The sequence below is a fragment of the Succiniclasticum ruminis DSM 9236 genome, assembly GCF_900112895.1.
In the GTDB taxonomy this organism is placed as follows: domain Bacteria; phylum Bacillota; class Negativicutes; order Acidaminococcales; family Acidaminococcaceae; genus Succiniclasticum; species Succiniclasticum ruminis.
In genome coordinates, this window is sequence record NZ_FONL01000006.1 from 77682 (window position 1) to 97839 (window position 20158).

Here is a 20158-nt window from a genome sequence, read left to right on the forward strand (position 1 = left end):
CTGCAAACGCGGCTGTCCGCAAAAATAAAAAAGCAGGCAAAGACGCGAGGTCTCTGTCTGCTTTGACATCTACAACGTTACTTTACCACGGGGCATGCGAAAAGTCAAACTCTCTTTTACAGCGGGTAATCCTGCAACGCATCGAAGCCCTCTTCCCCGGTGCGGATCTTGATCACGTTGTCAATCGTGGAAACAAAAATCTTCCCATCCCCGTATTTACCGGTGTAGAGGACCTGTTTGGCAACTTCGATGATAATACGGGGTGAGATGGCAGAGACCACGATGTCCAGCCGGATTTTGGGAAGCAGGCGGGAAACAACCGAGGCGCCGCGGTACATTTCCGCATGACCTTTCTGCAGGCCGTAGCCGTGTACTTCCGTTACCGTCATGCCGGTGATTCCGATTTTCTCCAGCGCATTTTTCAGAGGCAGGAACCGTTCTTTGGAAGTGATGATGGTAACCAACGAATAGGCATGCCCGTCGGGCGTGACGGGATGCAGCCCGGGAACGGACGGTGCGGTTTCCCGCTGCGGGTTCAGAACCGGATCCGGTTTTGCGGGTAGGGCCGATGTATCAAAGATATGTTCCGGCGCCGGCATGAAATCCGCATAGGCAGAGGGAAGGCCGTGTTCTTCAAAGTCCAGCCCGGCAATTTCTTCTTTGGCTGTGACCCGGAGGCCTACCGTAGACTTGATTGTTTTAAATACGATGAAAGCTGCAATTGCTACGTACAGAATAACGGAGGCTACGCCAGTCACCTGTGTCATGAAGAAGTGCGGGTCGCCGCAGTAGAGCCAGCCTTCTTTTTCCGCCAGTAATCCGGTCAGGACGGTTCCCAGGGCGCCGCAGACACCATGCACGGAAATGGCGCCTACGGGGTCGTCGATCTTCAGTTTCTGGTCGATGAATTCAATGGAGCAGACAACGGTGATTCCGGCAACGATTCCGATCAGAAAGGCGCCGGGTACGGTCACGAGGTCACAGCCGGCGGTGATGGCGACCAGACCGGCCAACGCGCCGTTCAGGGTCATGGATACATCCGGTTTGCCGTAACGGAACCAGGTAAAAAACATCACGGTACAGGTCGCAATGGCAGCGGCCATGTTGGTGGTCATAAAAATATGGGCAGCGGACAGGATCGCCTCGTCCCCGGTCAGGCTGACAGTGGAGCAACCGTTGAAGCCGAACCAGGCAAACCATAGGATAAATACACCCAGGGTGGCCAGAGGCAGGCTGTGTCCGGGAATGGCGTTGACGGAACCGTCCGCGTTATATTTGCCGATGCGGGGACCCAGAAGGTATGCACCGATGCAGGCGCATACGCCTCCCACCATGTGTACGGCGGTAGAACCGGCAAAATCGTGGAACCCCATCTGGACCAACCAACCGCCGCCCCAGATCCAGTGTCCGGAAACAGGGTAGATGAATAAACTGATCAGAATGCTGTAAATGCAGTATGAAGAGAACTTGGTCCGTTCAGCCATAGAACCCGAGACTATGGTAGCTGCGGTGGCGCAAAAAACAGTCTGGAAAATGAGGAAAGCCATGACCGGATACCCCGCGTCTTTCCCCACCGTGAATTTCGTCACGAAAAAGTCCGGCGTTCCGATGAAGCCGCCGATGTCAGTGCCGAACATGAGTCCGAAGCCGACGATCCAGAAAGCCGGCGTACCCAATGCAAAATCCATGACATTCTTCATGACGATATTACCGGCGTTTTTAGCCCGGGTCAGGCCTGTCTCGCACATGGCAAAGCCAGGCTGCATAAAAAAGACCAGCGCGGCTCCCAGCAGCACCCAGACGGTGTCCGCGGAAGAATAACGCTGGGGTAATGAATCCGCTGCAAAAGCGGAGACCGGTACTGTGGAAAGCCATGTGGCGGCAAAAAACGTTGCCGCTGTTTTTTTACAGAGTTTTTTCATACGGATCAAGCCCTTTCCCGGTACGAAAAAAGGCGCCTGATTGTGAGCAGTTCACAATCAGACGCCGATGTCTCGTACGTGTTGATTTATAAATATACAAAAGGTTTGCGTGCTGTTTCCTTTTGCAATTTACAGTTGCATAGTAACACTTTACATGAATTTCGTCAAGGAATTTTTAAAAACTGTATCAATAATTCTCTGCCTTGATCGCAAAGAAAGATCTGGGATGGGCGCATACGGGGCATTCTTTGTGAATTAAGGTTGAAACTAACTGTTGCATGTGGTAAAATATTATGTAATTTTGTGTGGCTCTAAAGTTGAAAACACAACCTATATTGATGAAAGCCCGGAGGTGTATGATGACCGATATGATGGTGATGGCCAATGCTATACTGCCTTTTATACTGATGGCGGCCATCTTCTATTTTATGTTATGGCGTCCCCAGAAACAGGAACAAAAGAAACGTAAGGAGATGCTGGACTCGCTGAAACGTGGTGACAAGATTATTACTATCGGCGGGATGTACGGCACGCTGACCAAGGTTGGGCCGACAAAAGTAAAGGTCCGTCTTGCGGAAGGCATAGAGATTGATTTTGCCAGAACAGCGGTCAGCTGTTTACAGGATGCCGGCGCGGATATCCAGCCCGAAAATCTGGAAGCCTGATGGAAACGCGTTCGCTTACGGAAGAAAAGCACCGGATACGGTGTGAGTTAAAAGAAACAGCGGCTGTGTTTTCGGGAAGCTATGTTTCTGAAGCCAGCAGCGCGGTTTGTGAAAAGGTGTTGCAGAGCGGCGAATTCCGGGAGGCTTCTGTTATTTTTGGGTACCTTTCGTTTCGCAATGAGATTTCTGTTGATGCGGTGCTTGAAGAAGCATTGCGTTTGGGGAAGATTGTTGCAGTTCCGTGGATCGTATCCCGGACAGAGATGAAGGCGGCCAGACTGGAAACACTGGAGAATTTGCCGACAGACCGTTATGGCATCCGGACAACGCCGGAACCGGTTGCGCTCGTTAAACCGGAAACGATTGATCTGATTCTGGTACCCGGAGCAGGGTTTTCTGCCAGGGGTCACCGCATGGGGCGGGGCGCCGGATTTTATGACCGGTTTCTTGCGCATGCCGGGGGTTTCAGGTTGGGTATTAGCTGCGACAGATTTTTGAGGGAAGAGATTCCCGTGGATGAGTATGACCAGCCGGTGGAAGCTCTGGTCACGGAAACTAAGTTCATTTACTGCAAAGGCGTGTAATTTGGGATCGGAACCCGGTTCAATCACTGGTGTGAACCGTTTTTCCTTAACGTTTACATATGCGATATGCAGTTGAGATAAACTGTTACGACGGTAACAGATGAAAGGGGTAAAGTATTTTGAGATGGAATGAATTAGGGAAATTCCTGATTGTTGCGCTGGCAATTGTCGGTGGTTTCTGTATGTACATCCGGCCGCTGGCCAGTTCGGTCAAGCAGGGCCTGGATCTGCAGGGCGGTACCCATGTCGTGTTACAGGCCGTGGATACGCCGCAGTTAAAAGTGAATGACGACGCGCTGGACCGCGCGACCCATATTATTGAACGCCGTGTGAATGCGCTGGGTCTGACGGAACCGGTGGTACAGCGTCAGGGCCGCGACCGCATCATTGTAGAGCTGCCGGGCGTAAAGGATCCGGAAAAGGCCATCAACATGCTGGGCAAGACCGCTATGCTGGAGTTCAAGGATCCCAATAACAAAACGGTGCTCACCGGTACGGATCTGAAAGACGCAAAAGCAGTCGTAGGCAATGGCAACCAGCCGCTGGTATCCATGGAGTTTTCCGATGAAGGCGGCCAGAAGTTTGCAGATGTAACGGCCCGTAATGTAGGCAAGCGTATTGCCATTACCCTGGACGGCGAAGTGCTGACCGCTCCGGTGGTGCAGGAAGCTATTACCGGAGGCCGCGCCCAGATTACCGGCAACCGTTCCATGGAAGAAGCACAGCATCTGGCCATTTTACTGCGCAGCGGTTCGCTGCCGGTTAAATTGGAAATCATTGAGAACCGGACTGTTGGCCCGACCCTGGGGCAGGACTCCAAGGAAGCCAGTCAGAAGGCGTTCCTGATCGGTGTGGCCGGCGTATTTGTATTTATGATTCTGTTCTACCGCCTCAGCGGTGTCGTGGCGGACATTGCGCTGCTGCTGTATACCATGCTGCTGTTGCTGGTGATGCGTTACCTGAATGCAACCCTGACCCTGCCGGGCATGGCGGGCATCATCCTGTCCATCGGTATGGCGGTTGACGCCAACGTGCTGATTTTCGAACGGTTCAAGGAAGAAATACGCACTGGGAAAACCCTGCGCAAGGCGATGGACAACGGGTTTGGCCGCGCACTGGTGACAATTCTTGACTCTAACATTACGACCCTGATGGCCTGCGCGGTGCTGTTCTATTTAGGCACCGGCCCCATCAAAGGGTTTGCGGTCACGCTGTCCATCGGCGTTATTTTAAGTATGTTCTCGGCGGTTACGGTTACCAAATTTTTGCTGAAGTTCCTTATTGACGCCAACTTCACCAAGAGCCCCACGGCCTTTGGCATCTCCGCTCCGAAAGCAGAGGAGGTGGCAAAATGAAAAACTTCTCTATTGTCAGGAACTGGAAAATTTTCTTTGCGATTACGATTATCGGTCTGATGATCGGGTACGGCTCCATGATCTTCCGGGGGTTCAATCTTGGTATTGATTTTACCGGCGGCAGCATTATGGACCTGAAGTTTGAAAAAGCCGTACAGGTTGCACAGGTTCGCGAAGTGCTGAGCCAGCATAATCTGGGCAGCGCGATCATCCAGCTGGAAAGCAGCGATTCCGCAGCGACGGAGTCTCAGGGCGTTCTGATCCGTACCCCGGTCATTGCGGATAACGATCGTACAAAAGTTATGCAGGACATGGAAAAATCACTGGGCAAGTTTGATATCCGCCGTGTGGAAAACGTCGGCGCGACCATCGGCGGTGAACTGATCCAGCAGGCGGCCATCGCCATCTTCCTGTCCTGGGTGCTGATGGTGTTGTATATTACCATCCGGTTCCAGCTGAATTTTGCGTTGGCGGCCATCATTGCTTTGATCATCGACGTGTCGGTTACGCTGAGCTGGTTCTCCCTGCTGCAGCTGGAAATTGATTCCACCTTCGTAGCCGCGCTGCTGACGGTAGTCGGGTATTCGGTCAACGGCACCATCGTAATTTTTGACCGCATCCGTGAAAACCTGAAGGTGCATCGCCGCACCGAAACGGTAACGGATATGATCGACAACAGTATCAAGTCTACGCTGACCCGTACCATTTACACGACGATCACTACCTTGTTTGCCATCGTGGCGATCTTCCTGTTCGGCGGCGAGACGATCCATAATTTCTCCTTTGCCATGCTGGTGGGCTGTTGCAGCGGCGCCTACACTTCCATTCTGCTGGCGGGCACCATCTGGCTGTTCCTGCAGCATAAAAAAGCAGGGGAATAAAATAGTATATTCAGGAAAACTCATTTATTAGAATTTTCTTAGCGGTTGTGTGTTTGATATTATTTTGGAAAAAGGGATGAAGGCATCCCTTTTTCTTTATGGATTTCCTATTATGGAATAATTCAGGCAGGCACTTTTCACGCCTGCCTTTTTTGTTTATAATATATAATGTAGAAGTGTGAAATGTCATAAGTTTATCATAAGTAAGTTTGTTGCAGCTGCTTGCGACGGAGAATATGGAAATTGCCGATAACATGATGATTCCGGAAGAAGTCAGCAAGTTGTTGAAAATAAGGAGGGTTTGTTTTGCGCAAGATTTTGCTTTTATGCCTGTGTCTGGTGGTTTGTTTTTCTTTCAGCGCCTGCGGGAAAGAAACGGAAAAGAAACCGCTGCCCAAACCTGCGAAGGCTGTATTTGAAACCAGCATGGGAACGTTTACCTGCCGGCTGGAAACAAAGCTGGCGCCGGTGACCACAGAGAATTTCATTAAACTGGCCAACAAAGGCTTTTATAATAACCTGATTTTCCACCGTGTGATAGACGGTTTTATGATTCAGGGCGGTTGTCCCGATGGAACCGGAACCGGCGGGCCTGGCTATACAATTAGAGATGAGTTCAGTTCGGAACTGCGCCACAGCGGACCGGGCATCCTGTCCATGGCCAATGCGGGGCCCAATACCGGCGGCAGCCAGTTTTTTATTACGCTGAAAGCTACGCCCTGGCTGGATAATCACCATGCTGTTTTTGGGCGTGTCAGCGAGGGCATGGATGTTGTGCAGAAGATAGGACATACCAAAACGGATGCAGGTGACAGGCCTGTCGTACCGGTTGTGATCCGCAAAGTGACCATCATTGAAGGCGAAGCGGCGAAGTGAGATAAAATTGACGCAGCAAATTGCCCAAAATGGCGGCAAGCATGCAGATGAATGATACAGTGTTTCCGAAGTCGTAAATTAAGGATAAGGAAAAGAATACGGAAAGCAAAGCAGTGAAAGGGGTTAAGTAATATTGTCTTTTTTATCAGACGAACATGTAATTGAAATCAATGACCAGCAGGAGATGATCGGTATCCTGGGAAGGAACGATGAGTTCCTGCGTCTGATCGATGCCAGCTTTGACGCTACGGTCATGGCCAGAGGCAACAAAATCATTTTCAGCGGCAACGAAGAAGAAAACCAGAAACTGGAGCAGCTTTTTAAGGAACTGCTGTTCCTGTACCGGCAGGGGCTGCCGGTTACCAGCCATGACGTGCGTTACAGTATTTACATGGTGCAGGGCGGCGCGGTGGCCAAACTGCATAACATGTACGCGGAAACGCTGATTGTTACCTGGCGGGGGCACCAAATCAAGGCGAAAACGCTGGGCCAGTGGAATTATGTACGGGCTATCAAAAACAATTTCATAACTTTCGGTATCGGTCCGGCCGGTACGGGCAAGACCTATCTTGCCGTAGCCATGGCGGTTACCGCGCTGAAAAAACGGGAAGTGGAACGGATCATCCTGACCCGTCCTGCAGTGGAAGCCGGGGAAAAGCTGGGTTTTTTGCCGGGGGATATGCAGGAGAAGGTGGATCCGTACCTGCGTCCATTGTATGACGCGCTGTTTGATATGCTGGGCAGCGATACGGCACAGAAGTACCTGGAGCGTGGCACGATTGAAGTAGCGCCTTTGGCATACATGCGTGGCCGTACGCTGAACGGTTCGTTTATTATTCTCGATGAAGCGCAGAATACAACTCCCGAGCAGATGAAAATGATCCTGACCCGTTTCGGATTCGGTTCCCATATGGTGGTTACCGGGGATGTTACCCAGATCGATCTTCCTGCCGGCAGGAAAAGCGGGCTGATCCATGCTGCCAAAGTATTAAGGGATGTTCCCGGTATCAGCATAAATTATTTTGATGAGAAAGATGTGGTCCGCCATGAAATTGTCGGCGCCATTATCAAAGCCTACGAACAGTTCGAACAGAAGCCGGAAGAAAAGAAAACCGGAGAAACGGAGTGACGGTATGAAGATTATTTTCAGCGACGACCAGGACGAGGTAAAGGTCCCGAAGGAAGCCGTTGCTTTGCTGAAACAGGGGCTGCAGGCGGTGGCAAAACTGCATAAGCTGTCTGCAAAAACCGAAGTCAGCGTGTCTTTGGTTAATGATGAAGTAATCCATGTTTTGAATAAAGATTACCGGGGTATCGACCGGCCTACGGATGTCCTTTCTTTTGCACTGGACGAAGCAGAAGAACCGCAGGAAATCGGCGGGCCGGAAACACATCTGCTGGGAGATATCATCATCTCTGCGGAAACCGCTGTGCGGCAGGGCAGGGAGTACGGGCACGGATTCAACCGTGAACTGGTGTATCTGGGAGTACACAGCCTGCTGCATCTTCTCGGATACGATCATATGAATAAAGACGACAAAGCGGTAATGAGGGAAGAGGAAGAAAAAGCATTGCAGATGATTCATCTCAGTCAGGCTGATTTGGACAGGAGTGAAGAGAAGGACGATCCGGATCATTTTGCGCTGGCTGTCGTGGATGCGGAACCGGAAAAGAAAACAGAAAAAACTGCGAAAAGCGGAAAACATAAAGTTACTTCTGCTAAAAAAATAAAACCGGTAAAGAACAGGAAGAAAAGTGATAATAACGCTAAGGAAGGGGAAAAACTGATGGGCCGTAAAGACATTAAAGCGACGGACAAAACCATTAAAAAATTATTTAAGAAAGCCCTGAAGACCCGGGAAAACGCCTACGTTCCTTTCTCAAAGTTTAAAGTAGGAGCTGCAGTATTGACTAAGTCCGGAGATATTTTTACCGGATGCAATGTGGAGAATTCTTCGTTTGGCCTGACGGTATGTGCGGAGCGGGTGGCCATGTTTAACGCAGCAGCGGCCGGTGTCCGTCCCGGGGAAATCACCATGCTGCTGGTAGCGGCTGATACGGAAGATGTAACTTCGCCTTGCGGAGCCTGCCGGCAGGTAATGGCGGAATTTGAGATTCCGGTGATTGTAATGGCAAATGTGCGCGGTGATATGAAGACGGTAAGTTTGGAAGAACTGTTGCCGTTCAGTTTTAAAGCTGCGGATTTTGCATGATTGTTTTTGTATTTGAGGAAACCCGTTGATACATTTAACTGTGAAAAAAATGTATGCAGATTTATCTTTGCAGTACTGGCATTAGGAACAGTAAGGAGAACTTATGGGGGAAAACAAACATTATACAGGTTTTGCAGCGCTGGTAGGACGTCCGAATGTTGGCAAATCAACATTGATGAACGGGATGATCGGGGAAAAAATCTCTATTATGAGCGACCGTCCCCAGACGACCCGTAATAAAATCATGGGCATTCTGTCTGCCGGCAACACCCAGATCATGTTTTTGGATACGCCCGGTATCCACAAGCCGCTGCATAAGCTGGGAGAGTATATGAATCAGGCGGCCATCGGCACTTTAAACCAGGTGGATGTGGTTTTGTTTGTGGTTGATGCCTGTGAGAAAAAAGGAGCCGGCGAAAAATTCATCATTGAACATCTGAAAAAGATAAAGACTCCTGTACTGCTGGTTATCAATAAAATAGATAAACTGGATGATAAGAGCCTGCTTTTCGGTATTGTGAACAGTTATAAGGACGATCTGGATTTCGCTGCGGTGATTCCTGTCAGCGCGCTGAATCACGATGGCTTTGAAGAATTGCAGGAAGAAATCGTCAGGCATCTGCCGGAGGGCCCCAGCATGTTTCCGGAAGACGAGCTGACCGACCAGCCCATGCGGCTGATTGCAGCGGAAATGATCCGGGAAAAAGTACTGCGGCATACCCATGATGAAGTGCCCCATGCTATTGCAGTGGAAATCAATGAATTCAAGGAACGCTCTAACGGGAGCGTTTTTATCCGGGCCACGATTTTTGTGGAGCGGGAATCGCAGAAAGGGATTGTGATCGGGGCAAAAGGGAATCTCCTGAAAATGATTGGACAGGAGGCCCGGCGGGATATTGAGAGCCTGACGGGCGGCGGCGTTTTTTTGGATTTGTGGGTAAAAGTACAGGCCGACTGGCGTAACAAATCCAAAATGCTGAAAGAATTCGGGTATAAGGAACCATAAGATGTTTATCCTGTTTCTGATTTTATTAAACGCGTTATTTGTAGCGGCAGAAACTTCGCTGGCACGGATCCGGCGCGCGCAACTGCAGGAAATGCAGGAGCAGGGCGTTTCCGGTGCGGAGACGTTGCTGCATATTTTTGACCGGAAAAATCATTATATCAGTGCCCTGCAGATCGGCATCACCTGCATATCGTTGCTGCTGGGCTGGTACGGGGGACCGTTGCTGGCGGATTGGATGATGGGGCTGCCCGGCGTGAAGCAATGGATGACGGCAACAGTCCGGGCAGTGCAGACTCAGGTGTTTCCCTGGCTGCCGGATACCGCATCGTCCCTCAGTCTGCTTTGTGCGTTCCTGATTTTACTTTTACTTCTTGTTGTCATAGGGGAACTGCTGCCCCGCATCATTGTCTGGGACAAGGTGGAAGAGGTCATCGTACATCTGGTGACCCCGTTGCGTGTCATGTATCTGCTTACCTGTCCGTTGGTTGGCGTCGCGTTTTGGATTGCCAGGGGTATCGCCAGGCTTTTTGGCGTAAAGTATACGCAGGAGGAAGACATTTCCCGAAGTGAAGAAGAACTGCGGCAGATTGTCAGCGCCAGTGAAAAGGAAGGGGAACTGGACCGAGGAGAGAGTGTTCTGATTGACAACGTGCTCGAGTTTAATGATACGGTAGCGCGGGAAGTGATGATTCCCCGTCAGGACATGGTCTGTCTGTATGTTGACGACAGCCTGGAGGAAATCAGGGAAGTGATCCGTTCCAGTCACCATACCCGTTTTCCTGTGTGTGAAGAGGACAAGGATCACGTTCTGGGGATTTTCCATGTTCGGGATTTGCTGAATGGGGACTTTTCCAAAAAGTTTGATATCCGTGCCCTCTTACGGAAAACCATCATGGTGCCGGAGAGCATGAACGCTTTACGGGTATTGCAGGCTATGCAGAAACAGCGGGTCCATCTGGCGGTAGTTGTGGATGAATATGGCGGGACCGTCGGGTTGGTTACGCTGGAAGATCTGCTGGAAGAAATCGTGGGGGATATGGGAGATGAGTATGAGCCGGTAGAGCTTCCTGACATCATGCAACTGGCCAACGGGAGCTATGACATAGACGGGGAAATGCCGCTGGATGACGTCAGCGAGCTGCTGAATCTGCCGTTTGACGAGGAAGATGAAGACGATACGCTGGGCGGTTATATCTTCAGCCGGCTGGGAAGAAAGCCGGAAGAGGGCGACGAGGTCGAATGGAAAGACTGGACCTTTACAGTGCTTAAAATGGATCAGTTCCGTATCGAACGGGTAAAGGCGGAAAAAACAGAAGCGGAATAATTATGCTGTCAACGCATCAGAAATTATGGAAAGTTATCAGGATGAAATTTTGGTTTTACAAGTGAATAACTGGCAGACAGCGGATAAAAAAGTCGTTTGTTATTCCCGGGAGCACGGAAAGATTGTTTTTATGGCCTACGGAGCCAGGTATCCGAAAAGCGTGTCAGGCCGTTTGCTGCAGCCTTTCGCCTGTCTGGAAGCAGAACTTTATCCGGGAACTCGTGTAGATAAGCTTAAAACCTGTCAGCTGGCGGCGCCCATGCCGCAAATGGAACTGGAACAGATGGCGTACGGATTTCTTATGGCCGAGATGACAGAACGCCTGACGGAACAGGGGGAACCGTCCGGAGAAATCTATTCACTTCTTCAGAATGCGCTGCAGTTGCTGGTAAAACGGAATCCGCGCCTGGCAGCGCTGGCTTACCTGATCCGGCTTTTAGATCATTGCGGCATCGGTCCTGTGTATGAGGTGTGTGTGAACTGCAGCCGTTTGGCTGAAAAAGATGGCTGGTTTAGTGAGATGCAAGGTGGTTTTATTTGTGAAGAATGCTGTTTCGGACATGAAAAATCGCCAGACCTCCAGTCATTTCATGAGGAAACACGCAAACTGTGGCAGCGGCTGCGTATGCTGGACTTTTCAGAACCGGGACATTTTTCGGTAAAAGGCGCGGCGTTGATGGAACTGGAACAGATTTTGCACCGGTATCTGGTTTACCAGACGGAGCAGCCAATCAACAGTCTTTCATTTATACGGCAGATTACGGGCGGAAATTAATAAACCATTTGACAAAGCCGCCCGGACTACATATAATATTGCGTAGCGATGACAAGACCAAGTATTCCGCCGCCATAGCGAGCCGGGTTGGTGCAAGCCGGCAACAGGCGGAAGAAGGCAGCTTTGAGCGAAACTAAATAACCATTGAGGCGGGTCACGTTTTTTGTGATCAAGCAGGGTGGAACCGCGGAGATACTCCGTCCCTGTAACAAGTATTTGTTGCAAGGACGGATTTTTTATTTGCAGCAGGCGGTGCGCCCGGCAAAAAAATCGCGGCAGGATAAACAAACCCGCTTTGTAACATAATCAAGGAGGAAAAAATGGATTTTCAGCAAATGGTTTTAACACTGCAGAAGTTCTGGTCTGAACAGAACTGTATTCTGGGTCAGCCCTATGACATGGAAAAAGGCGCGGGTACAATGAACCCGTTAACATTTTTACGTGTACTGGGACCGGAACCATGGCGCGTGGCGTATGTGGAACCGTCCCGCCGTCCTGCAGACGGTCGTTATGGCGACAACCCCAACCGCCTGTTCCAGCATCATCAGTATCAGGTCATCATTAAACCTTCTCCGGCCAATATCCAGGACTTGTACCTGCAGAGTCTGGCTGCATTAGGGTTTAAGGCTGAAGAACACGATATCCGTTTCGTAGAAGATAACTGGGAATCTCCCACGTTGGGTGCCTGGGGCCTGGGCTGGGAAGTCTGGCTGGACGGTATGGAAATCACCCAGTTTACCTATTTCCAGCAGGTCGGCAGTCTGGATATCAAACCGGTTGCCGTGGAAATCACGTACGGTCTGGAACGTATCGCCATGTACATCCAGGGCGTGGAAAATGTGTATGATGTGAAGTGGGTCGGCGACGTAACCTACGGCGACGTATTCCACGACAACGAAGTGGAACAGAGCTGGTATTCCTTCCAGCTGGCGGATACCGACATGCTCTTCGACATGTTCGAAAAGTTTGAAAAAGAAGCGGAACGGATTGTGGAAACAGGTAATATCCGTCCGGCTTATGATTATGTTCTGAAGTGCTCCCACACATTCAATCTGCTGGACAGCCGGGGCGCCATCAGTGTCAGCGAACGGGCCGCGTATATCGGCCGTGTTCGCCGGCTGGCCCGTCTGTGTGCCAAAGCGTATGTGGAACAAAGGGAAAAAATGGGCTTCCCGCTGCTGAAGGGAGGAAACAAATAATGAAAAAATTATTGTTTGAAATCGGAACGGAAGAACTGCCGGCGAATTATATGCCGAACATTTTAAAAGATTTAAAAACCCTGTCCCTGAAAAAGTTACAGGACGCCCGTGTGCCGTTTGCTGATGTAACCGTGTTGGGAACGCCCCGTCGTCTGGCCGTGCTGGTCAGCGGAGTGGAAGAGACCCAGGCAGACAGCACGGAAGAATTTAAGGGCCCGGCTGTAAATATTGCGTTTAAAGACGGCGAACCAACCAAAGCGGCCCAGGGGTTTGCCCGGGGCAAAGGCGTGGATGTAAAGGATCTGGTTGTAAAAGATAATTACATTTATGCTGTGAAGCACATTCAGGGCCGGGCTACGGCAGAACTGTTGCCGCATGTGCTGCAGGAGATCCTGACCAACATTCCGTTCCCCAACCATATGCGCTGGGCAGATTTCGATTTCCGGTTCCTGCGCCCCATCCGCTGGTTGGTAGCACTGTTTGGTACGGAAGTGGTGCCTGTTTCCATTACGGATATCCGGTCTGACCGGTACACCATGGGTCATCGTTTCCTGAGCAACAAACAGATTGAAATTCCTGTTGCGGATGACTATGTAAAAATATTGGAAGAGAATTTTGTCATCGCCGATCAGGATAAACGCCGGGAGATGATCCGGCAGCAGATCACCGAATTGGCCCGGGAAGAAGGCGGCGAGATTGAAATTGCGGCGGACCTCCTGGAAGAAGTCAATTATCTGGTAGAGTATCCCACGCCGTTGTGCGGAAAATTTGAAGATAAGTATCTGGCGCTGCCGGAAGCTGCCATTATCACGCCGATGCGCGACCATCAACGCTATTTCCCGGTGCGGGGCAAAGACGGCAGACTGCTGAATAAGTTTATTGCCGTACGTAACGGCGGCAAGGCGTTTCTGGAGAATGTGACCCACGGAAATGAACGGGTGCTGCGGGCCCGGCTCAGTGACGCGGAATTCTTCTTTAACGAAGACCGGAAACAGAAACTGGAAACTTATGAAGAAAAGATCAAGACCGTTGTTTTCCAGGAAGGCCTGGGCAATATGTATGATAAGAGCCAGCGCTTGGAGAAGCTGGTGGAGATGATCCATTTCGGACAGCAGAGCCGTGTGCCGCTGGATGATCTGAAGCGTGCGGCCAGACTGAGCAAGTGCGATCTGGTTACCGGCATGGTTACGGAATTTACCGAACTGCAGGGTGTCATGGGCCGGGAGTATGCCCGTCTGGACGGAGAAAAAGCGGATGTCTGCGAAGGTATCTTTGAACAGTACCTGCCCCGGTTTGCGGGCGATATCCTGCCGAAGACGGAAATCGGACAGATTCTGAGTATTGCGGATAAAGTGGACAATATTGTGGCCACTTTCAGCCGCGGCAAAGCACCGACCGGTTCCCAGGATCCTTTCGCGCTGCGCCGTCAGGCTCTGGGCATTATCAATATCCTGCTGGACAGCCAAAAGCATATGGACATGGCCAAGGTTGTGGGGGCTTCCATTCTGCTGCTGAAGGTTCCGATGGAAGAGGTGAAAGAGCTGGCAACACAGATCATTGAGTTTATCCGGCTGCGTTTCCGCAATCTGCTGCTGGATCAGAAGATCCGTTACGATGTGATAGATGCAGTGCTGGCGGAAGAACGCAATAACGATCTGTACGATCTGTATTTGCGCGCGCAGGCGCTGAATGAATATGTTGCAGGGGACAAGGCGGCTGATATGATTCAGGCTGCAACCCGTGTGAATAACCTCAGCAGCAAGGCGGAGGTAGAAGTACCGATTAATGATGGGCTGTTTACCGAACAGGCCGAAAAGGATTTGTACGCGGTTGTGAAGAAACTGGATACCGAGATGATACCCTTGACGGTGCGCTGCGATTATAAAGGGGCATTGAATATCCTCAGCGAACTGAACGCGCCGGTTAACAAATTCTTTGATGACGTCATGGTTATGGATAAAGATGAGGCGATTAAGAATAACCGTCTGTCACTCTTGTGCCTGGTGAAGGATCTGGTTAACTGTGTAGGGGATTTGTCCAAACTTGTTATGTAAATGGACAGATAGAAGAATTATTACGAAATGACTAAAAGTGGCGCCGACAGTCGTCCATGTTGTTTCCCGGCCGTGGTTTAACGGGGACAGGATGTTGTCGGCGCTTTCGTTTTTTATCAGGTGGTTTTTCCGGGAATTGCCGGTACATCTGTCACAAGCAAAATTTCACAGAATCTTCCTTGAATATCTGTAAAAATAGTGGTATAGTATATACTAAATAGGGGAATAATTTCTTTTTTTGCGTACAATAAATTTTTGAAAAAAGGAGCAGACATTATGGAGAAAGAAAAAGAGTATTTATTGTGGTTTGAGCAGATGGAACGCAAAGATGTAGCTATCGTTGGCGGAAAATCTTCCTCTTTGGGGGAAATGACGGCAAAAACAGACGTTCCGGTGCCTTACGGATATGCGACTACCGCGTATGCCTATCGGTATTTTATTGAAAAGACCGGCCTTAAAGAAAAAATGGCTGCGCTGATCGGACAGATTACTGACGTGGAGAATACGGCACAGTTGCGTGATATCAGTGCCAAACTGCGCAAAGCCATCATGGACGAAGAGATGCCCAAGGATCTGCAGGCGGCTATCACCAAAGCCTATAAAGAACTGGGGAAAAAAGTCGGCGAAAAAGAACCTTATGTAGCAGTACGGTCCAGCGCTACAGCGGAAGATCTGCCAGACGCCAGTTTTGCAGGCCAGCAGGATACCTATCTGAATGTTCAGGGCGCTAAGATGATTATCCAGAAGGTAAAGGAGTGCTACGCATCCTGCTTTACCGACCGTGCTGTATATTATCGTGAAAAACAGGGCTTTGACCATCTGGATGTGGCGTTGTCCGCAGTTATCCAGATGATGGTTTATTCTAAAGCGGCCGGCGTTATGTTCACGGTTAACGTGGCCAATGGAGAAGACAAGAACGTTTTGATCGAAGGCGCTTACGGTCTGGGCGAATATGTGGTTCAGGGAACTGTGACCCCGGATGATTACCTGGTTTCCAAAGATAAACTGGAAATTCTGGAAAAGACTGTGAATCCCCAGGAGATCAAACTGATCCGCAAACCCGGCGGAGACGTGGAAGAAGTTCCCGTCCCGAAGGAAGAAGGGGAAGCTCAGAAATTGACAGACGAACAGATTAAAGAGCTGGCCGGCTACGCAATTAAAATTGAAAAACATTATGGTTGCTATATGGATATGGAATGGGGCATTGACGAGCGGGACGGCAAGATCTGGATCCTGCAGGCCCGTCCGGAAACCGTTTGGAGCCGCCGTAAAGCAAAAGAAACTGCAAAGACAGAAGAGAAGGGAGCGGTTACCACGGACAGAAAGGTTATCGTAAAAGGCGCGCCGGCAAGTCCCGGACAGGTTTCCGGCAAAGCGCACGTCATTCTGGATCCCTCCATGATTGATGAGTTTAAACAGGGCGAAATTCTGGTTACGGAAATGACGGCACCGGACTGGGTTCCCGCTATGAAGAAAGCGAAAGCTATCGTAACAGACAGCGGCGGTATGACCTGCCACGCTTCCATTGTCAGCCGCGAACTGGGGATTCCCTGTATTGTTGGCTGCAAGAGCCGGGGCGCTGCTGCTACGGCTTCTATTGCGAACGGTGCGGACATTACCGTTGACGCGACCCACGGCGTTGTATATGAAGGCATCCTGGAAGAAGCAAAACCGGCTGCTGCGGCGCCTGCTGCTGCAGGCACAACCGTAACGGCGGAGTTCTTCCCGCCCACCGGCACGAAGATTTATATGAACCTGGGCGATCCGGAACTGGCAGAAAAATATGCATCCCTGCCTTGCGACGGCATCGGCCTGATGCGTGAAGAATTTATTTGGACCACTTACATCCACGAACATCCGCTGTACCTGATTAAGACCGGTCATCCGGAAAAAGTGGTGGATCAGCTGGCAGAAGGCATCCGTCAGGTCTGCCAGGCCATGGCGCCCCGTCCGGTTACTCTCCGCTTCAGCGATTTCAAATCCAGCGAATACCGTGATCTGAAAGGCGGCGACGAGTTTGAACCCTATGAACCATCTGCTTTGTTAGGCTGGCGCGGCGCTTCCCGTTACTATGATCCGAAATATATCGAAGCGTTCAAACTGGAATGCCAGGCTGTGCGGAAAGTTCGTGAAGAGTTTGGCTTAAAGAACCTGAACGTGATGATTCCGTTCTGCCGCAACATTGACGAAGCCCGCAAGGTAACCGGCATTATGGCGGAGCAGGGCCTGGCCCGGGGCAAAGACTTTAAAGTCTGGCTGATGGCTGAGATCCCGTCCAACATCATTCTGGCAGATCAGTTCAATGAATTTGTGGATGGGTATTCCATCGGCTCCAACGACCTGACCATGCTGATTTTAGGCTGCGACCGTGATAATGATACCGTTTCCCACATTTATGATGAACGGAATCTGGCGGTACGCCGTGCGGTCCGTCACCTGATTGAAGTGGCGCACAAAGCAGGCAAGACGGTTTCCATCTGCGGTCAGGCGCCCTCCGTATATCCGGAATTCTGTGAATTCCTGATCAAGAGCGGCATTGACAGCATGTCTGTTAATCCGGATACCGTCAAATTCACCAAGAAACTGGCGGCTCACATCGAACAGCGCATCCTGTTGGACTCCTTAACCGGAAGAGGCCGTCAGGAAGCGGAGAATCTTGACTGGTAAGGATACACGGGAATTGATAACAGTAAATCAGGATTAATAGTTTTTCCGGAAATTTGAGTCAGGACAACCCCCTCATGTCCTGCATTAAGTGGTAACCTTATAGGGTTACCACTTTTTTTGTGAAAAATTGGAAAAATCGTCCTCTTATTGCAAATGAAACTATACACCGGTATCAATTCAGTGATATAATTACTATGTATGCGTATGTCAATTTACTACTATAAGATAAGAGTAGCAAAGGCTTCGCATTGAGCCAGATTTTCTTTTCACGGCAATGGACAGGAAACTATAGTTCTTGTTTTAAGGAGAGTTACCGTGAAAATACAGGTGTTGAGTTATTTTTTAGTTGCAGTTTTTATTTTCGGTCTGTTGACAGAGGCGTATGTAGATTTTCGCCAAAAGATTATTCTGGATGAGATTCTTCTTGTGCTGTTGATAGCTGGACTTGTGTATACCGGAGTCAGCGGGCACGCCTGGAAGGAATCTTTAGTGGGGGCTCTGACCGGCAGCGGACTGCTGGGCCTGATTTATGTTCTCAGCAAAGGCGGGATGGGGTTTGGAGATGTAAAATACGCCGGGGTACTGGGATTGTGGACAGGCATTCCGGGCGTAATTGTTGCCCTGTACCTGGCGTTCCTGATTGGCGGTACAGTGGCGTTAATGCTGTGTATAACGCATAAAGCGGTTAGGGAGAGCCGCATTCCTTTCGGTCCCTGTCTCAGTGCCGGCGCTGTTCTCAGCTTTTTCTATTCTGCCCGTATCCTGGACTGGTACTGGTCTTTGTTTTTATGATTGGAGGTTGTACCGGGATGGATATCATAAAGATTATGCGGGACAGGCTTTTTGGCAAACCGGTCGTATTGACGGTTACGGAAACCTGTATCAGGATTTGTCAGGGCAGGAAAGCCGTGGAGTATGAACTTCCTAAAACCTGGCAGGGATATAAGTACCTGAACCATGCAGAGGAAATGGCAAACTGGCTCCGGGCAATCCTGAAGGAAGAAAAAATACGGATCAGGCGGTGCAGGATCGTTTTAGATTCCGGGCAGGTTTATCTGCAGACGGTGAAGCTGCCTTTTATGACAGTGCAGGAACAGAATAACTGGGTGCGCTGGGAGGGCAGTCGTTACGTTCCTTTTGAACCCGGGAATTATCTGGCGGTTTTGTTACGCTTGAGTGATCCAGGGTTTTTAAGAGCCTATCCGGAAGAAAATGCTGTCGACACGGCAGAATTGTCTGCACGATGGCAGGAAACAGAGGAAACGGTGTTACAGGATTTTTTACTTGTAGCGGTTCCTCTGGAGATGATAGAAGTATTGCGGCAGTTTGCCGGATTTTTAAATGCGAAACTGGAAACTGTAACTGTTATAGGACAAAAACAGGAGGCGCTGCCGATTAATTTGCTTCCTGCTGCCTCACGGAAAGACGTTTTACTGGGGAGGGGCTATCAGATTGCCGCAGTTTCATGTCTGTTTATTTCTTTGTTTTTGGCAGTTCAGGGTGTGATTCGCTGGCAACACGCGAAAAGTGATTGGGAAGAAGCTGACCGGCAGCTTATGCCGTTCCATTCTGTTAAAGCAGCTTATGAGGACAGCAGGAAGACTGATTACCGGATCAGACAGTATCAGAAGACACTGCTCCGTATCAACATGAAAGAACCGGTATGGGCTTCAGCGCTTCAGACGATAGGCGAAACGCTTCCGGAAGGCTGCTGGCTGGAAGAACTTCGGCAGAAACAACCACATTCCGGAAAGTTGGAAATAAAGGGTTGCGCATTAGATTTAGTCCGGATTTCAGAATTTCTGGAAAGGCTGAAACGGGAAGAGGCATTTTCGGTAATCCGGCTTGTTGAAAGCGGAACCAGACCTATCGAGTCAAAAGACAGAGAAGATAACGGCAAAACGGTCATTTCTTTTCTCCTTCTGGCAGAATTTGCGCCGGCGCAGGCGGAGGAGGAGAGACCGTGAAGCAAATGTTGCTGTCTCTTATAAAAGCGGAAAAATTGTTTTCCCTGAAAAGGAGCATGACTGAAAACAGCAAAAATGCCTGTTGGCTGTTGTTTTCCGTGATTCTCCTGACCGGTACGGTAACGGGAATTGCAGGACCGCTGGAGAACCGTGTGCGGCAGATGGCCGAACAAACGGGCTTTATGCGGAAAGAAACCGCCCTTTACCGTGCGTTCGCAGAGAATCAGGATTATGCGCAAAAGCAGGCGCAGCAGCGGGATTTGCTGGAAACGTTGCAGGAGCAGATTCCGGAAAAGCTCGAGCCGGAGGAAGAAGTACAAAAGATTTACCGTCTGGCTGACCTGCATGGTATAAAAGTACAACGATGTAAACAGGTATCCGTAAGTTCCGCTGATTCTGACAAAACCGGAAGCAAGGTAAACAGATTTCTCTGGGAAGCAGAGTTTTCAGGAACCTGGCATGATTTGCTCAGTTTTTTTAATGACTTAGAGACCCGGGGACCCTGCACACGAATAGAAACGCTGCAGATCCGTAAATCCGCGGAAAAAGGAAAAGGTAATGCTGTTTCCGAAACCGTGAAACTTATGGAACTTGCTGTAAGCGGCAGAGTTTGTGTGTATTACAGTGCAAAATAAACATAGCGTGAAACACAGTTGTTTTTGCGGAGAAA

General features: G+C 50.0%; 17 protein-coding genes. 16 read left to right on the forward strand and 1 reads right to left on the reverse strand.

Translation table 11 applies throughout. The features are described 5' to 3' along the window. Positions 1 to 116 precede the first annotated feature (116 nt). Positions 117 to 1766 (reverse strand): ammonium transporter, encoded by a 1650-nt coding sequence (locus BM159_RS12215; protein ID WP_425443219.1) that lies wholly within the window; start codon positions 1764 to 1766, stop codon positions 117 to 119. A gap of 515 nt (positions 1767 to 2281) precedes the next feature. Here BM159_RS12215 and yajC point away from each other — a divergent pair. The 16 genes from yajC to BM159_RS06090 all read left to right on the forward strand — a co-directional run bounded on the left by yajC (position 2282) and on the right by BM159_RS06090 (position 20123). After that, complete coding sequence (gene yajC / locus BM159_RS06010) at positions 2282 to 2587, forward strand: preprotein translocase subunit YajC (RefSeq protein WP_245763658.1); 306 nt, start codon at positions 2282 to 2284, stop codon at positions 2585 to 2587. After that, complete coding sequence (locus BM159_RS06015; RefSeq protein WP_093913354.1) at positions 2587 to 3171, forward strand: 5-formyltetrahydrofolate cyclo-ligase; 585 nt, start codon at positions 2587 to 2589, stop codon at positions 3169 to 3171. Before yajC ends, BM159_RS06015 begins: the two co-directional genes overlap by 1 nt. Positions 3172 to 3290: 119 nt before the next feature. Next, positions 3291 to 4526 carry a protein translocase subunit SecD gene (gene secD / locus BM159_RS06020; RefSeq protein ID WP_218149528.1) on the forward strand — a complete coding sequence of 412 codons (1236 nt, stop codon included), beginning with the start codon at positions 3291 to 3293 and terminating at the stop codon, positions 4524 to 4526. Beyond that, positions 4523 to 5407: a protein translocase subunit SecF gene (gene secF / locus BM159_RS06025; protein ID WP_093913355.1), complete on the forward strand. Its 885-nt coding sequence runs from the start codon at positions 4523 to 4525 to the stop codon at positions 5405 to 5407. Before secD ends, secF begins: the two co-directional genes overlap by 4 nt. Before the next feature lie 306 nt (positions 5408 to 5713). Then, positions 5714 to 6283, forward strand: a complete 570-nt coding sequence (locus tag BM159_RS06030) for a peptidylprolyl isomerase (RefSeq protein ID WP_281243272.1) — start codon at positions 5714 to 5716, stop codon at positions 6281 to 6283. Positions 6284 to 6467: 184 nt separating this feature from the next. Further along, complete coding sequence (locus BM159_RS06035; RefSeq protein ID WP_093913385.1) at positions 6468 to 7412, forward strand: PhoH family protein; 945 nt, start codon at positions 6468 to 6470, stop codon at positions 7410 to 7412. Positions 7413 to 7416: 4 nt separating this feature from the next. After that, a complete protein-coding gene (ybeY, locus tag BM159_RS12260) occupies positions 7417 to 8496 on the forward strand; it encodes an rRNA maturation RNase YbeY (RefSeq protein WP_245763660.1) in 1080 nt (359 codons plus the stop codon). Between the two features lie 103 nt (positions 8497 to 8599). Then, positions 8600 to 9502, forward strand: coding sequence for a GTPase Era (gene era / locus BM159_RS06050; RefSeq protein ID WP_093913356.1), 903 nt, complete (start codon positions 8600 to 8602; stop codon positions 9500 to 9502). 1 nt (position 9503) lies between these two features. Beyond that, positions 9504 to 10826, forward strand: coding sequence for a hemolysin family protein (locus tag BM159_RS06055; protein ID WP_093913357.1), 1323 nt, complete (start codon positions 9504 to 9506; stop codon positions 10824 to 10826). Between the two features lie 25 nt (positions 10827 to 10851). Further along, complete coding sequence (gene recO, locus BM159_RS06060; protein ID WP_093913358.1) at positions 10852 to 11601, forward strand: DNA repair protein RecO; 750 nt, start codon at positions 10852 to 10854, stop codon at positions 11599 to 11601. 320 nt (positions 11602 to 11921) lie between these two features. Continuing rightward, positions 11922 to 12800 (forward strand): glycine--tRNA ligase subunit alpha, encoded by an 879-nt coding sequence (gene glyQ, locus BM159_RS06065; protein ID WP_093913359.1) that lies wholly within the window; start codon positions 11922 to 11924, stop codon positions 12798 to 12800. After that, positions 12800 to 14854, forward strand: coding sequence for a glycine--tRNA ligase subunit beta (gene glyS, locus BM159_RS06070; protein ID WP_093913360.1), 2055 nt, complete (start codon positions 12800 to 12802; stop codon positions 14852 to 14854). The genes glyQ and glyS overlap by 1 nt, the downstream gene beginning before the upstream one ends. 276 nt (positions 14855 to 15130) lie before the next feature. After that, positions 15131 to 17521 carry a phosphoenolpyruvate synthase gene (ppsA, locus tag BM159_RS06075; protein ID WP_093913361.1) on the forward strand — a complete coding sequence of 797 codons (2391 nt, stop codon included), beginning with the start codon at positions 15131 to 15133 and terminating at the stop codon, positions 17519 to 17521. A 315-nt stretch (positions 17522 to 17836) separates the two neighbouring features. After that, complete coding sequence (locus tag BM159_RS06080; protein WP_177205940.1) at positions 17837 to 18313, forward strand: prepilin peptidase; 477 nt, start codon at positions 17837 to 17839, stop codon at positions 18311 to 18313. Positions 18314 to 18330: 17 nt separating this feature from the next. After that, a complete protein-coding gene (locus BM159_RS06085; RefSeq protein ID WP_177205941.1) occupies positions 18331 to 19488 on the forward strand; it encodes a PilN domain-containing protein in 1158 nt (385 codons plus the stop codon). Beyond that, positions 19485 to 20123 (forward strand): hypothetical protein, encoded by a 639-nt coding sequence (locus tag BM159_RS06090; RefSeq protein WP_093913364.1) that lies wholly within the window; start codon positions 19485 to 19487, stop codon positions 20121 to 20123. Before BM159_RS06085 ends, BM159_RS06090 begins: the two co-directional genes overlap by 4 nt. The last annotated feature ends 35 nt before the right edge of the window (positions 20124 to 20158 follow it).

Excerpts from the sequence above, each read along its gene's own strand:
- BM159_RS12215 (WP_425443219.1), bottom strand. The coding sequence starts at position 1,766 with ATGCAGCCTGGCTTTGCCATGTGCGAGACAGGCCTGACCCGGGCTAAA.
- yajC (WP_245763658.1), top strand. The coding sequence starts at position 2,282 with ATGACCGATATGATGGTGATGGCCAATGCTATACTGCCTTTTATACTG.
- BM159_RS06015 (WP_093913354.1), top strand. The coding sequence starts at position 2,587 with ATGGAAACGCGTTCGCTTACGGAAGAAAAGCACCGGATACGGTGTGAG.
- secF (WP_093913355.1), top strand. The coding sequence starts at position 4,523 with ATGAAAAACTTCTCTATTGTCAGGAACTGGAAAATTTTCTTTGCGATT.
- BM159_RS06035 (WP_093913385.1), top strand. The coding sequence starts at position 6,468 with ATGATCGGTATCCTGGGAAGGAACGATGAGTTCCTGCGTCTGATCGAT.
- ybeY (WP_245763660.1), top strand. The coding sequence starts at position 7,417 with ATGAAGATTATTTTCAGCGACGACCAGGACGAGGTAAAGGTCCCGAAG.
- era (WP_093913356.1), top strand. The coding sequence starts at position 8,600 with ATGGGGGAAAACAAACATTATACAGGTTTTGCAGCGCTGGTAGGACGT.
- BM159_RS06055 (WP_093913357.1), top strand. The coding sequence starts at position 9,504 with ATGTTTATCCTGTTTCTGATTTTATTAAACGCGTTATTTGTAGCGGCA.
- recO (WP_093913358.1), top strand. The coding sequence starts at position 10,852 with ATGGAAAGTTATCAGGATGAAATTTTGGTTTTACAAGTGAATAACTGG.
- glyQ (WP_093913359.1), top strand. The coding sequence starts at position 11,922 with ATGGATTTTCAGCAAATGGTTTTAACACTGCAGAAGTTCTGGTCTGAA.
- glyS (WP_093913360.1), top strand. The coding sequence starts at position 12,800 with ATGAAAAAATTATTGTTTGAAATCGGAACGGAAGAACTGCCGGCGAAT.
- ppsA (WP_093913361.1), top strand. The coding sequence starts at position 15,131 with ATGGAGAAAGAAAAAGAGTATTTATTGTGGTTTGAGCAGATGGAACGC.
- BM159_RS06085 (WP_177205941.1), top strand. The coding sequence starts at position 18,331 with ATGGATATCATAAAGATTATGCGGGACAGGCTTTTTGGCAAACCGGTC.